This is a genomic window from Rhizobium sp. CB3090 (assembly GCF_029714285.1).
Taxonomy (GTDB): domain Bacteria; phylum Pseudomonadota; class Alphaproteobacteria; order Rhizobiales; family Rhizobiaceae; genus Rhizobium.
Genome location: NZ_CP121662.1, coordinates 209,321 through 223,272, shown reverse-complemented (window position 1 = coordinate 223,272; position 13,952 = coordinate 209,321). Strand labels below are relative to the sequence as shown.

Annotated in this window: 16 protein-coding genes; 6 read left to right on the top strand and 10 right to left on the bottom strand. The window is 59.4% G+C overall.

The window, feature by feature from the left end:
• Window positions 1–4: 4 nt before the first annotated feature.
• Window positions 5–739, bottom strand: coding sequence for a flagellar basal-body rod protein FlgF (gene flgF / locus QA646_RS01090; RefSeq protein ID WP_283057101.1), 735 nt, complete (start codon window positions 737–739; stop codon window positions 5–7).
• Window positions 740–968: 229 nt separating this feature from the next.
• On the opposite strand from flgF, the gene motA reads away from it, so the two are divergent.
• From motA to QA646_RS01060, 6 genes are all read left to right on the top strand, one after another.
• Entirely contained in the window at window positions 969–1,841 is an 873-nt protein-coding gene (gene motA, locus QA646_RS01085) for a flagellar motor stator protein MotA (RefSeq protein ID WP_283057099.1), read from the top strand.
• 5 nt (window positions 1,842–1,846) lie between these two features.
• Window positions 1,847–2,791 (top strand): FliM/FliN family flagellar motor switch protein, encoded by a 945-nt coding sequence (locus tag QA646_RS01080; RefSeq protein WP_283057098.1) that lies wholly within the window; start codon window positions 1,847–1,849, stop codon window positions 2,789–2,791.
• Window positions 2,792–2,857: 66 nt separating this feature from the next.
• Window positions 2,858–3,394: a flagellar motor switch protein FliN gene (gene fliN, locus QA646_RS01075; RefSeq protein WP_283057097.1), complete on the top strand. Its 537-nt coding sequence runs from the start codon at window positions 2,858–2,860 to the stop codon at window positions 3,392–3,394.
• A 49-nt stretch (window positions 3,395–3,443) separates the two neighbouring features.
• The gene (fliG, locus tag QA646_RS01070; RefSeq protein WP_283057096.1) at window positions 3,444–4,487 is read left to right on the top strand and encodes a flagellar motor switch protein FliG; all 1,044 of its coding nucleotides are present in this window, start codon (window positions 3,444–3,446) and stop codon (window positions 4,485–4,487) included.
• A 93-nt stretch (window positions 4,488–4,580) separates the two neighbouring features.
• The gene (flhB, locus tag QA646_RS01065; protein WP_283057094.1) at window positions 4,581–5,660 is read left to right on the top strand and encodes a flagellar biosynthesis protein FlhB; all 1,080 of its coding nucleotides are present in this window, start codon (window positions 4,581–4,583) and stop codon (window positions 5,658–5,660) included.
• Between the two features lie 5 nt (window positions 5,661–5,665).
• Entirely contained in the window at window positions 5,666–6,103 is a 438-nt protein-coding gene (locus QA646_RS01060) for a hypothetical protein (RefSeq protein WP_283057093.1), read from the top strand.
• 211 nt (window positions 6,104–6,314) lie between these two features.
• On the opposite strand, the gene QA646_RS01055 is transcribed toward QA646_RS01060, so the two are convergent.
• The 9 genes from QA646_RS01055 to QA646_RS01015 form a co-directional block, all read right to left on the bottom strand.
• On the bottom strand, window positions 6,315–7,061 hold the full coding sequence (locus QA646_RS01055; protein WP_283057092.1) for a helix-turn-helix transcriptional regulator: 747 nt from the start codon (window positions 7,059–7,061) through the stop codon (window positions 6,315–6,317).
• An 11-nt stretch (window positions 7,062–7,072) separates the two neighbouring features.
• Window positions 7,073–7,810, bottom strand: a complete 738-nt coding sequence (locus QA646_RS01050; protein ID WP_283057091.1) for a LuxR C-terminal-related transcriptional regulator — start codon at window positions 7,808–7,810, stop codon at window positions 7,073–7,075.
• Between the two features lie 535 nt (window positions 7,811–8,345).
• Window positions 8,346–10,025 carry a flagellar basal-body MS-ring/collar protein FliF gene (gene fliF, locus QA646_RS01045; RefSeq protein WP_283057090.1) on the bottom strand — a complete coding sequence of 560 codons (1,680 nt, stop codon included), beginning with the start codon at window positions 10,023–10,025 and terminating at the stop codon, window positions 8,346–8,348.
• Between the two features lie 165 nt (window positions 10,026–10,190).
• Window positions 10,191–10,580 (bottom strand): hypothetical protein, encoded by a 390-nt coding sequence (locus tag QA646_RS01040; RefSeq protein WP_283057089.1) that lies wholly within the window; start codon window positions 10,578–10,580, stop codon window positions 10,191–10,193.
• Between the two features lie 17 nt (window positions 10,581–10,597).
• Window positions 10,598–11,152: a chemoreceptor glutamine deamidase CheD gene (cheD, locus tag QA646_RS01035; protein ID WP_028751183.1), complete on the bottom strand. Its 555-nt coding sequence runs from the start codon at window positions 11,150–11,152 to the stop codon at window positions 10,598–10,600.
• The gene (locus tag QA646_RS01030; RefSeq protein ID WP_004128537.1) at window positions 11,149–11,538 is read right to left on the bottom strand and encodes a response regulator; all 390 of its coding nucleotides are present in this window, start codon (window positions 11,536–11,538) and stop codon (window positions 11,149–11,151) included. Before QA646_RS01030 ends, cheD begins: the two co-directional genes overlap by 4 nt.
• Window positions 11,538–12,581 (bottom strand): protein-glutamate O-methylesterase CheB, encoded by a 1,044-nt coding sequence (cheB, locus tag QA646_RS01025; protein WP_283057088.1) that lies wholly within the window; start codon window positions 12,579–12,581, stop codon window positions 11,538–11,540. Before cheB ends, QA646_RS01030 begins: the two co-directional genes overlap by 1 nt.
• Entirely contained in the window at window positions 12,578–13,486 is a 909-nt protein-coding gene (gene cheR, locus QA646_RS01020; RefSeq protein ID WP_283057087.1) for a protein-glutamate O-methyltransferase CheR, read from the bottom strand. The genes cheB and cheR overlap by 4 nt, the downstream gene beginning before the upstream one ends.
• Entirely contained in the window at window positions 13,483–13,950 is a 468-nt protein-coding gene (locus tag QA646_RS01015; protein WP_283057086.1) for a chemotaxis protein CheW, read from the bottom strand. The genes cheR and QA646_RS01015 overlap by 4 nt, the downstream gene beginning before the upstream one ends.
• Between the last annotated feature and the right edge of the window lie 2 nt (window positions 13,951–13,952).

The window sequence follows — 13,952 nt, the reverse complement described above, 5'->3', positions numbered from 1 at the left end:
CCTCTTACTGGCTGCCGCCGAGAGTCTTGATCGCGTCCGAGAGCGTGCCTTCACTGCTGTTCGTGAGCGTCGAGATATTGTCGAAGGCGCGGCTGACTTCGATGAGCTGGGTCATTTCCCGCATGCCGTTGACGTTGGAGTTTTCGAGATAACCCTGGGCGATACCGACATTGGAGCGGTCGACGACGGACTGCGGCGTCTCCGTCGGCAGCACGCCACTATTGTCATAGCGCAGGAAGCCCTTGCTGATATCGGCGCTGTAGAGCCCGATCTTGCCGACTTGCTTGCCGTTCTGCGCGATCGTGCCATCCGAGGAGACGCTGGGCGCACCGCCGCCGGGGTCGAGCTGGATCGGCGCACCGCCGGGATCCAGCACCGGATAGCCTCGGGTGGAGACCAGGGCACCGCTCTCGGTCATGGTAAAGCGGCCGTCGCGCGTCAGAACCAGACCCGCCGGCGTGTTGATGCCGAACCAGGCATCGCCCTTGACCGCGAAATCGAAGAGATTGCCGGTGTTTTCCAGTTCGCCGTTGTCGGTGGAGAGATAGTCGTTGCCTTGCGAGACGAAGGCGACCTTGGCGTTGAGCTTGTTTTCGGTATTGCTGAGCACTTGATTGAACTTGACCTCGGTGCCACGAAAACCCGTGGTGTTCACGTTGGCCATGTTATCGGCGATCGTCGTCAGACGCCGCTCGAGCGCCATCTGCGATGACAGCGCCACATAGATACCAGACTGCATTTTCAACGCCCTCCGGACATTGGAGAATAACGGGAAAGGAAACGCCAAATAGTGCGGCGCTCCAACATTTCGTTAGCCGGGCGTGGATGCCCTTACCCGATACTCTGCCTGCATTGGCTTGTGCGAAGCTGACACGACGAAAGGCAGTTTTCGGAGCGTGCCGAACAGCCTCACGCAAGGCAGGTCTCCTACTTCAACGGAGGAAGCAACGTTCAGGTGTGGACTGGCGATGAATATTATTATCGGATTTGTAGTGACCTGCGGCTGCATCATTGGCAGCTTCATGGCGATGGGCGGGCATGTGGACGCGCTGTTCCAGCCCTTCGAGTTTGTCATCATCGCGGGCGCCGGCATCGGCGGCTTCATTATGGCCAATCCGATGAAGGTCGTGAAGGATTCCGGCAAGGCGCTGGGCGAAGCCTTCAAGCACTCGGTTCCGAAGGAACGCAACTACCTCGACACGCTCGGCGTGCTCTATGCGCTGATGCGGGACCTGCGCACGAAGTCGCGCAACGAAATCGAAGCGCATATCGACAACCCGGACGAATCGGTGATCTTTCAAGCCGCCCCGACGGTGTTGAAGAACAAGGAACTGACGGCTTTCATCTGCGATTATGTCCGCCTCATCATCATCGGAAACGCCCGCTCGCATGAGATCGAGGCGCTGATGGACGAGGAAATCAACACCATCCTGCACGACAAGATGAAGCCCTACCATGCCATCACGATCATGGGCGATTCCTTCCCGGCCATCGGTATCGTCGCCGCCGTTCTCGGCGTCATCAAGGCCATGAGCCACATCAACGATTCGCCCGAAGTGCTCGGTCATCTCATCGGCTCGGCTCTGGTTGGCACCTTCCTCGGCATTATCCTTTCCTACTCCGTCTGCGCGCCCCTCGTGTCGCAGATCAAGATCGTGCGCAACAAGCAGCATCGCCTCTACGTGATCGTGAAGCAGACGTTGCTTGCCTATATGAACGGCTCCGTACCGCAGGTGGCGCTCGAATATGGCCGCAAGACCATCTCCTCCTACGAACGGCCGTCGATCGATGCCGTCGAACAGGAAATGATGAATCCCGGCGGTGAGAGCAAGGCGGCCTGACGATCATGAGCCAGCAATCACAAGCCAAGGTACAGACGATGGATCGCGCCCTTTTCGCCAAGCTGACCGGCGGACTCGGCGACCAGGCAACCGTTGGAAAGATCGCCGCCGCCTTCGGCCAGGTCTATGGCGAATTCCTCCCCGACTTCATCAAGAGCGAAACCGGTCTCGATGTGTCCGTCGCCTATGCCGGCTGTCAGGCAGGATTGATGAACGATCTCATCGCCGGCCTCGGCGGAAACTGTGCGCTTGTGAACGGTTCCCTGCGCAACTGGGCACCGAAGTTCGTTCTCGGCTGCGGCACGGGCTTCATCATGACGCTGATGGAGCACATGCTGGGCGCGCTGCCCGAGAGCATCGAAGTGCCCGTTCCGCGGCCGCTTTCGATCATCGAGCTCGATCTCGCTGTCATGGTGTTCGACAAGATCGCCAACGTGCTGCGCTCGGCCGTCAACGCGTCCGGTGGTTTCGAACCCAATCTGGACGCGCCGTACAATATCGAGAACCGCCCGAAGCCGGCTGCCGACCATGCCGATGAATTCGCCGCTGCCGTCGCGATGACGATCGCGCTCGGCAAGACGGTCTCGGAAATCGTCGTCATCATCCCACAGCGGGTTCTGCTGCGCACCGTGGTCAGTGTGCCGCGGGCCAAGAATCCATCCGCGGCATCGCAGGCATGGACGGAGCAGCTCAGCGAACAGGTGCGTCGCTCGCAGGTGACGCTGGAAGCCCGCATCCGGCTGCAATCGCTGACGCTGAACACGATTTCCAGGCTCGCCGTCGGCGATGTCATTCCCTTCATGGACGCGGGCGATGTCCGCGTCGAGGTCAGCGCCAACAGCAAGGACCTCTACATCTGCGAGTTCGGCCGCTCAGGCGAAAATTACACGGTGCGCGTCAAGGACAATGTGAATTCCGACGACGAGCTTCTTCGACACCTGATGAATTGACCGGCTGGCGGGTGCCTGGCGCACCCACGGCAGCTTGAGGCAAGTTTCAACTGGAATAGTGATTTCATGGCTAGGAAGACGACACAGAAAAGCAGCGAGGATTCGCTGGAAGTTGAAAACAGCGACGCCGCATTGGATGAGGCCATCGACGGTCTGCGCGGCGTGTTGAAGAAAGACAATGATGGCGGCATGCCGGATTTCGGTGCCGATGCGTTCGGAGCCGAGCCAGGCACGGATCTTTCCGCCTTCGGTGGCGATTTCGGGGATGACAGTGCGGGCTCCGCCTTCGGCGCCGATGATTTCGGCGGCTCCTCCTTCGCCGAACCGGCCGCTCCCGGCAGCACGCTGACCGCCAATCTCGACCTGATCATGGACATCCCGATCGACGTTCAGATCGTGCTCGGCAGCAGCCGCATGCAGGTCTCCGGCCTGATGAACCTGACCGAAGGCGCGATCATCGCCCTCGACAAGAAGATCGGCGAGCCTGTCGAAATCACCGTCAACGGCCGCAGAATCGGCCGGGGCGAAATTACCGTGCTGGAACATGACGACACCCGCTTCGGTATCAAGCTCATCGAAGTATCGAATACGAAAAAAGCCTGAACCCAGTTCAGAATAATCCCACTCCCTGTTCGGGACGGAGACGAAGACCATGATGGACTTTGACGATTTCAGCGGTGCGCTCACCGAGAAACCGTTAACTCAGGCTGAAAAAGCCGCAGCCGTTCTTCTTGCCATGGGAAAGCAAGTGGCGGGACGGCTGCTGAAGTATTTCACGCAGCATGAATTGCAGCTCATCATCGCCTCTGCGCAATCGCTGAGGCTTATTCCGCCGGACGAACTGGCGCAGCTTGTTGCGGAATTCGAGGATCTCTTCACCGAAGGCGCGGGTCTGATGGACAACGCCAAGGCGATCGAAAGCATCCTCGAGGAAGGTCTGACACCCGACGAGGTCGACAGCCTTCTTGGCCGGCGCACGGCCTTCCAGGCTTACGAAACTTCGATCTGGGATCGCCTCGGCGAGGCGGAGCCGACCTTCGTCGCCAAGTTCTTCCTGCGCGAGCACCCGCAAACCATCGCCTATGTACTGTCGATGATGCCATCCTCCTTCGGCGCCAAGGTTCTGCTGCAACTGCCGGAAGCGCAACGCGCCGACATCATGAACCGCACCGTCAACCTCAAGGATGTCAGCCCGAAGGCGGCGCAGATCATCGAAAACCGCGTGCTGGGGCTGATGGCCGAAATCGATGCCGAACGCAATGCTGCCGGCTCGACGAAGGTGGCGGAACTGATGAACGAACTGGACAAGCCACAGGTCGACACGCTGCTCACATCGCTGGAAACGCTCAACAAGGAATCGGTCGACAAGGTCCGCCCGAAGATCTTCCTCTTCGACGACCTCACGCTCATGCCGCAGCAGAGCCGTGTCATGCTGCTCAACGACATCGCGTCCGACATTCTCACCATGGCGCTGCGCGGCTCGTCCAACGAGATTCGCGAGATCGTGCTCAGTTCGATCAGCCCGCGTCAGCGCCGCATGATCGAATCCGACCTGCAGATGAGCAATGCCGGCATCAATCCGCGCGAAATCGCCATCGCGCGGCGCGCCATCGCCCAGGAAGCCATCCGGCTTTCCAATTCCGGCCAGATCGAACTCAAGGCAAAAGACAAGACGCCTGTGGAAGAAGCCGCGTGACCTCAGCGCGACTCACCTAAATCGTCTTAGACTGTTCAGAACAAGGCCGTGCATGATGCACGGCCTCTTTCCGTTTCATGAAGGACGGCTGCTTTGGCTGACGAAGACAAGGACAGTAAAACAGAAAAACCGACGGAGAAAAAACTCCGCGACACGATGGAGAAAGGCAATGTGCCTCACTCCAGGGAAGCGACGCTCTTCGCGTCGATGCTTGCGACCGTCATCTACGTCACCTTCTTCCTGCCGGCGCGCATCGGGCGCATGGGCGAGGTGCTGCGCGACCTTTTCGAAAAGCCCGATCAGTGGCAACTCGAGACAGGGCCGGATGTCATTTCCCTGTTCATCCGCATCGGCTGGGAAGTCGGCAACCTCTTGCTGCCCGCCGTCGTGCTATTCTTCGTCTTCGGCATCGGTTCCTCGCTGTTCCAGAACCTGCCGACTCCCGTTCTCGATCGTATCCAGCCGCAGTTTTCCCGCATATCGCCGGTGGCCGGCTGGAACCGCATTTTCAGCACGTCGGGCCTTGTGGAATTCGGCAAGTCGCTTGCCAAGATCTTCGTGGTCGGCATCATCATGTTCTTTGTGCTGCGCGGCCAATTCTTCCATGCGATCGATTCGCTGGTCTCCGATCCGCAGACGATCTTCGTGCGGCTGTCGACCATCGTTCAGAAAATTCTGACCATCGTGCTCCTGGCGACCGCTGTCGTCGGCATCGGCGACGTGCTCTGGACCCGCTATCACTGGGTCGATCAGTTGAAAATGACGAAGCAGGAGGTCAAGGAAGAACACAAGCAATCCCAGGGCGACCCGATCGTCAAATCGCGCCAGCGCTCGATTGCCCGCGATCGTGCCCGCCGGCGCATGATGAAGCAGGTGCCGCGCGCCACCCTGGTCATCGCCAATCCGACCCACTTTGCCGTAGCGCTGCGCTATGTCCGGGAAGAAAACGACGCGCCCGTCGTCGTTGCCAAGGGGCAGGACCTTATCGCCCTCAAAATCAGGGAGATCGCCGAAGCAAACGGCATCCCCGTCTTCGAAGATCCGCCACTCGCGCGCTCCATGTTTGCGCAAGTCTCGGTAGATAGTGTCATCCCGTCAGTGTTTTACAAGGCCGTCGCAGAACTGATTCATAGGATCTATGCCGCGCAGTCGAATAGAAAACGGGTACGATAAATCGAATGAAAAAATCCCCCTACTCTGCCCAACGTGAACAAATTCTGGCTGAGGCCATCAGTCCGGTCGCCAGTGAATTGCGGCTTCTCGACGCGGCCGATCTGATTTCGCTGCTGCGCTTCGAGCGTTACGGCAATCTCGCCGACCTCGTGGCTTCGGCGGCTGAGCTTTATTTCCATCCGGGCACGGTCAATTTCGGCCTGGGGGGCGACTACAAACTCGAATGGGGCGGGCCGGCGGAAGTCACCATCGACCTCGAAATCAAACCGCGTGGCGTCACGGTCTATGCCAAGCTAGCGCTCGCCGAACATCATGCCGGCATCGAGATCAACCATATCGCCTTCGAAAAGGCCTCGGCCGATCCGGACGAGAACACCGCACTCCTCGCCCGCAGCCTGCGGGATGCCCGCTACGCGATCGGCGGAACGATGCGCGCAGCCTGAAAAAGGCTCAAACCATCTCAAATTTCATGATGAAATATCCGCTGAGGGATCTCGGCGTCGGTGCGGTCCGGCCTTTCAGGAAGGCGCAGAACCGCACCATCCTTTTGCTTTCCTACAATTCCAGGGAAGGTCTTATCCGTACAACGAATGGGATGCTCCAATTCAAGAGACGGGAGCTGGACTTCATGCCTTCCTGTGAACGTATGGCGCTTTAGCTGATATACCCGAAGCGGATCGCTTTCGCGATTGCCTGGATGCGGTTGACGCTGTCGAGTTTGATCGTCGCCGAACCGAGATAGGCGTTGACGGTATGCACCGACAATCCCAGCTTTTCGGCTATTTCTTCACTGATCCGGCCATCGCCGGCAAGCTGCAGACAGGCGATCTCCCGTTCGCTCAGCGCTTCAGCGGCGGGCGACCGGCGTTCGTCGAGCGACAGGAGATCCATCATGATCTGGCAGCTACGGCCATGCAGCTCGACGATCATATCGCTCGCCAGATCCATGAACTTCGCGGCAAACACGACATAGCCGTTGCCGACCGATCCCAGGCGCACCGGAAAGGCGACGCCGGCAAACGGCAGGAGATGCGGTTTCAGACGCTGGGTGAAGGAGGCAAAGTCGGGCGTCTCAGCCGTGCTGTCGCTGTCACGGCCGTTCCACATCAGCGGCAGCAGCGACTTCTCGATATGCTCGATCATCGCCTCGCCATAGGCTTCGACGAAAGCCTTGTTGACGACGGTATTGGTCGAGCCCCAGTTTTCCAGCTCGCAGACCAGGCGCTGCTTGCTCGGCAGGCCGGAGCCGCTGAGGCGATAAACGGCAAAATTCTGCGCGTCGATCAGCTTCTGCATCGACACCAGTTTCGGGAAGAGATCAGACCGGCTCGATATCCGATGCGAACGGCCGAGCCTCGCTTCGCTTGGCGTGTCCGTCGTCCTAACCGGCTGATATCGCATCCATTGGGCTTTCAAACGAGGTTGTTTCTGACAGCAAAGGCGATCGCTTCCGATCGCGTCTTGGTCGCGGTCTTCCGCATGACGCTGGTGATGTAGTTGTTGATGGTGTTGCGCGAGATGCCGAGGATCATGGCGATCTCGTCGCTCGTCTTGCCCTCTGCGATCCAAAACAAACATTCAAGTTCGCGCTCGGTAAGATCGAAATCGCGCTCGGACTTGCCCTCCACGCAGCGCGTGAAGCTCGCGAAGTAACCCGACAGCAGCCCCGCGTCACGCAGCCGCTCGGGCGGTAGCAACAGGCCGTCACGGGCAAGCAGCATCAGCGAGAAGCGCGTGCGCCCAACATTAAAGGTCAGCGAACAATATTGGCGGCTGACGCCCTCCGGCAACTCAACATCATTAGGCAGATATGCGAAATTCGGCTGGAACAGCGACATGCATTTCTCAAACTCGCCGGTGCGGCCGTAGCCGCTGGTGATTTCGGAAGCAAGACGCCGGACGAGATCGAAAGGCCAATTGGAGGACACCACAAAATCGAGACCGCTCTCCTGGATCAGGTCGCAGCGGGCCAGGAGATAGTGTGAGGCACCGACATAGTCCGTCAGCACACGCAGGCCGGATTGGAGATAGGCCGGGCCGGCAATGGCGCTCAATTGCTGAAGGAGCTGGTCGCGCGACATGCCATTGGCGGACGCGGCCAATCGCATATCCTTCTCGCCCTTGCTCCCCTGCAATATCTGCATGTCCATTTTTGCATTTCCTGCTGCTGTCAGGCGCTCGAACACCAACGAGAGCATTGCTCGGTCTGGACTCGACGCATAAGCCTCGAAGATGGCATCGATCTTCAAAAGGCGCCTGCGCCAACTCAACTCGCTACTCCGTCCTATACGACTCCTTACGGACGTAGGAGGCGGTAAGCGCGCTATACATAAATTCAATTTCGACAATCGCATTGGCGCGAATCGCCGAAATCCCAATCACCGACTATAGACTGATTTGCCCGCGCATCGGCATCTCAAAATTCTCTGAATTTACCAAACGCGGATTTCATGACCTGATTCGCGCCGCTTCGACGCAATTCCGGATAGGTATGATGATTGTAGGTCGATTCTTTCTACCCAGCAATGAAATTTCCCGGCGGACTGTACCTTCCAACATGTCCTCTCATTCGATTTCGCTAGATTGAATTGAATCAAATCTTTGCGGTAACCCAGAGTTGGCATGATCAAGCCGCGCTCCTTGCGACAATATGAAAAGACCGGGAACATCTCCCGGTCTTTTCAATCAGGCGGCGTTGTCTACGGCCCATTTTCTGAGGATCTTCGCGGCGCGTTCCTCGCTGATTTCCACCATGCGCGAGAGGCGGCGTTCCGGCCCTTCCTTGACGCGGCGATTGAAGGTGCCGCCATCCTCGCCCATCGTCAGCAGATCGTCGGTGCTGTCGAAGCCGAAGTCCGAGCCGAAGCCGTCCATCAGCGCGGCACCCGGTCCGCCAACGGCAGGAGCGAAATCCGGCAATTCCAGGCCCGCCGCCTCCGGCAGGGCCGCACCACCGGCCGCACCGCCGCCGAGCGAGCGGATCAGCGGACGGAAGCCCATCCAGACGATAAGGAAGGCTACAGCGACGAAGGCAGCCGAATTGATGATGCCGGCCATGTTGCGGCTCAGCATATCCATGATGCTGAAACCTGAAGAGGTGTCGTCGAGCAATTGATTGTCGAGGAAGTCCATCGCATTGACGGTCACCACGTCACCACGGCTCGTATCGAGCCCGGCGGCGGTCGCGACAATCTTCTGCATCTCGGCGATATAGGCGTCGATCTTCGCCTGATCGGCCGGCTGGCCAACCATCTGGGCAATGCGACCCTTGTTGACCACCACGGCCACCGAAAGCTTCTCGATGCGGTAGCTGTTGCGGGTCGTAGCAGTCGTCTTGCTATTGATTTCGTAGTTGGTCTGTTCTTCGCGCTTGTCGGACTGGTCGTTCGATGTCGGTCCGTTGCCACCGGACTGCGGGGCAGCCTGCGGGATGTTCTGCTCGACGGTCGCTGCCGTATCCGACTGGCGCTGCTGGGATTTCTGCGCTTCCTTCGTGGTGCGCACCGAGCGCTCGACCTTCGAATCCGGATCGTAGGTGGTTTCCTGCACCTGCTGGCTGTCGGTGTTGAGCTGCGCCGTCACGCTGGAGCGGAAATTGTCCATGCCGAGGAATGGGGCGAGCGCCTTATTGATATTCGATTCGACCTCGTCCTGAACATTCTGCACGATGCCGAGATTGCGGTTCAGCGCGCCATTGCTCGGATCGTCGCCCGAGGCCAGCAACTGGCCGGTGGAATCGAGAATCGTGACGTCGTCGACCTCCAGGCCGGGAACGGCAGAGGCGACGAGATGACGAATGGCCTGGGCTGATTTACGCGCCGCTTCGGCATTCGCTCGGATCATGACCGACGCCGTGGGTTTCTGGTCCGCTTTTCGGAAGTTGCCGACATCCTGCATGACGATGTGGACCCGTGCGGCGCTGATACCCGCGATCGACGTAATCGTACGAGAGATTTCGCCTTCGAGCGCACGCACGCGGGTCACTTCCTGCATGAAGGAGGTCAAGCCGAGGGATCCGACATTGTCGAAGAGCTCGTAGCCGGCATTGGTGCTGTTCGGCAGGCCGCGCTCGGCGAGAAGCAGGCGCGCCTTTCCGGTCATGCCGGCCGGGACGGTCAGGCTGGTGCCGTCCGTGCCCACCTGGAATCCGATATTGGCTTCGGCAAGTGCTATGCTGATCTGGTTCAGATCGGTTGCATCCAGGCCTACATAGAGCGTTTCCTGGGCAGGCTTATTGACGTAGAGGGCTGCAAACAGAATCAGCGCCATCGAAACGACGCCGACGCCCGCCATGATCAGCAGGCGTGTCCTCCCCAGGTTCTGCAGATTCCTGAACAGGGGAACTAATTGATTTAACAGATTCATTCTGTTCTCGCACGATTCGTCAAAGACCTGATGGCTTTGTGCCCTGCAGCGAAAATAGAAATCGAAACTTGTGCGAGCGTTTCGTCCGGGCAGGAAAAATCAATAAGTCAAAAAAATTATCCGAGATAATATAGGAAAAACAATATCAGGCGCCGGCGCTTCCCATCAGAAGAAATCGAAATCGCCTGCGGCCTTGGCCAAGGGTTGAGAATGTCCATGGCGACCGCTGCCGCCGAGAGCTTTCTGCATTTCGGCCAGCTTGACCAGGCTCAGCGCCGTGGCAACATCGACCATCCAGCCTTCCGGCATGCCGCCGGTGATGGTGTCGATGAACTCGGCAATGCCCCGCGTCTTCTGCACAGCGAGATCGATACCTTGCATGACCTTCATGGAGTCGGGGGATTCCAGTATGTTGATGCCACCGAGATCGAGCAGTTGCGGCTCAATGCGCTCGATCAGGTAGGCAACATCGTGCAATTCCGAGACGATGCGCATGAGGATCGCGGGAAGCGCCTCCTGCATGGCGGATGCTTCGGCACGCGGGATGGTGGTCATCAGGTAGTCCTCATTGATCAGAAAAATTCGATCGTGTTGTCGACCGGCTTCGGGGCTGCAACGGGGCGCTGTTCCAGAGCCACGGTCTTCTGCGTTTCGGCGCCGGTCAACGGGTATTGCCGGGCACGGCCGGAGATCGGCCAATATTCGATCTTGCGTCCATGCTCGCCGCCGGTGCTGGAGCCGACGACCGGAATGCCTTCATCCCTCAGGAACTGCATGGCGAAGGCAGCATTCTGTTCGCCGACATTGGAGAAGGTGGCAATCGTCTTCGCACCGCCAAAGACCTTCGCCTCCAGCCGGTCACGGCGCGCACCCTGCTTCAGGAGACCGTTGATCAGAAGCTCCATCAGATGCACGCCATAACGCGTCGCGTCGCCACCGCTCGTCGGCGAAGCGGCCGTTCCCGGCAGCAGAAAATGGTTCATGCCGCCGACGCCCGCGATCGGATCGCGCAAGCACGCCGCCACACACGAGCCGAGAATGGTCGACAGAACCACGTCCGGGTCGTTGATGACCTTGTACTCGCCCTGAATGATGTGCACGCGACGGGCAGCACCCTCAACGATCATTTCAATGCTCCGAACACGGCCTCGATTGCCGCTTTCATCTTTTCAATGGTGAAGGGCTTTGCGAGAACGTTGTTGGCACCGAGCTGGGCGGCCTTCTGCACCAGCGCACGGTCGCCCTGCGCCGTGAGAATGATAAAGGCCGCTTTCTTCGTCGTCGGATTGGTGCGCACGGCCTGTAGCAGGCCGAGACCATCCATCTTCGGCATGTTGAAGTCGGAGATCACCAGATGATGCGGCTGCTGCTCCATGATCTTCATGCCCTGCTCACCGTCACCGGCAGCAGTGATCTGCTTGAAACCCAGTTGCGTCAGCGCGTCGCTCAACAACAGACGGCTGGTGACCTGATCGTCGACGATCAGAACTTTGATTTTCTCCGCTAGAGACATTATTCGCTCCCTTCCTTGCGGGCGGCTGTTACTTTCAATATTTCCTCGCCAATGGCGTTCAGCGGAAACTGCTGTTCGACTGCACCAAGTTCGAATGCGACCCTCGGCATCCCATAGACCACGCAGGTCTTTTCATTCTGGCCGATGGTCCGTGCGCCGGCGTGGCGCATCTTGAGAAGGCCGGCGGCGCCGTCGCGCCCCATGCCGGTCAGGATGACGCCGACCGCGTTGCGACCGGCGAGCTCGGCAACCGAATCGAAGAGTACATCCACGGAAGGACGGTGGCCGTTGACAGGCCCGCGGTCGACCAGGCGGCAATGCGGCGCTGATGCATTGGCGACCTGTAAATGCCGATCGCCGCCGGGCGCCAGGTAGATTTTGCCGATTTCCAGCCGTGCGCCATCGGTCGCCTCCTGCACCATGGGCGCACAGAGGCGATTGAGCCGTTCAGCAAAACTACGGGTAAAGCTTGGCGGCATGTGTTGAGTAATGACGGTCGGCGGGCAATTGGCCGGGAATTTCTGCAGGACCGCGATCAATGCTTCGACGCCGCCGGTGGACGAACCAATCGCGACGATCTTGCGGCCGACACGGAAATCCGCGACCGCGGGCGGCGGAGCATGCTCGGCGGCAGCCTTTGTATATTGCCGCTGCGAACGGGCGGCCGCCTTCACCTTTTCCGCCAGATCGCCGAAAGGACGCGGCTCGCCCGGAGCAGGCTTGCCGACGCAATCGAAAGCGCCGATTTCAAGGGCTGCCAGGGTCGCCTCGGCGCCGCGATGCGTCATGGTCGATACCATGATGACCGGCATGGGCCTGAGCGTCATGATCTTTTCGAGGAAATCGAGACCGTTCATGTTCGGCATCTCGATATCGAGCGTGACCACGTCGGGATTGAGCGCCTTGATCGCAGCGCGCGCTTCCATGGCGTCGCCGGCCTGGCCGATGACGTCGACCTCCGGATCGGAACGCAGGACGGCTGTGATCAGGCCGCGCATGGTGGCGGAGTCATCGACGACAAGAACACGGGCGGGAGCGCTCATGCTTTCCTCCCGGTCGCATTGGCAAGACGGCGATAGGTAGTGATGCCAATATTGTCGAAGATGTGCTTGGCCTCGCCGGAGACACGCTCGGAATGACCGATATAGAGATGGCCGCTCTCCGGCAGCAGGCCGGCGAAGCGAGACCAGATCTTCGTCTGCGTCGGCTCGTCGAAATAGATGACGACGTTGCGGCAGAAGATGACGTCGAACATGCCCTTGAACGGCCATTGCGCCATCAGGTTCAACTCGTTGAAGGTGATCAACCGTTTGACGCGATCGTCGATCTGGAACTTGCGGCGTCCCTGGATATCGACTTCCTGGAACCATTGCTTGCGCATGGCAGGCGACACCGTTTCGAGCGAAGTCTCGTCATAGGCGCCCGCGCGCGCAAGGCCGAGGATCTTCGGATCGATATCCGTCGCCAGAATCTTGAAATCGAAATCGGCGGCATTCGGCAGCAGCGACAGAACCGTGAGCGCTATGGAATAGGGCTCCTGTCCGTCGGAGCAGGCTGCCGACCAGATGCGAACACGGCCACCACCCTTGGCGCGCGCCAGAAGGCCGGGGAGAACCTCGTCGCGCAGATGATCGAAATGATGGTTCTCGCGGAAAAAGCGGGTGAAATTCGTCGTCAGATGCGACAGCATCTCGCGCCGCGCCGCCGCCCCCGCCGGCGAGGAGACCAGCAGGCAATAATCGCGAAAGCCCGGCAAGCCCAGCGCGCGGATATGCTTCGACAACCGCGAATAGACCAGCGAGGCTTTGGTCTCGTTGAGAGAAATTCCGGCGTCCGAGTAGATCATGGCGGCAATTTCGGAAAGATCGCGCCGGGTCAGCGGATATTCGCCGCTGGCCAGCACCTCGTCCGGGGATGCCCTGAAATCTGTCGCTCCCATCATGCTCATGCAGCTTCGCTTTCGCTGTCCGGGAACAGGGTTTCGAGTTCGATAAGGCAGATCATGCGCCGGTCGATCGCCAGGATGCCGCGCGCGAACTGCCGCTCATAGTCGGAAGACACTTCCGGCGTAGGCTGAATATTGTCGTCGGTTACCGTCAGAATATCGGACACGGCGTCGACCAGCAGGCCGACGACCTTGCGCTTGACCTGCGCCACGATGATCACATGGCGCGCGGTCGGCTCGGCGCGCTTCATGCCGAGACGGGCTGAGAGATCGACGATCGGCAAGACGGCGCCGCGCAGGTTGATAATACCAAGGACATGGGCCGGCGCATGCGGCATGGCCGTCGCCGGCGTCCAGCCGCGGATTTCACGAACCGACATGATATCGACGCAGAACTCCTGATCGCCGATGCGGAAGGCAATCAGCTCACGGGCACCCTGGGTCAGGTTCTTGACGGCGTAGGACATAG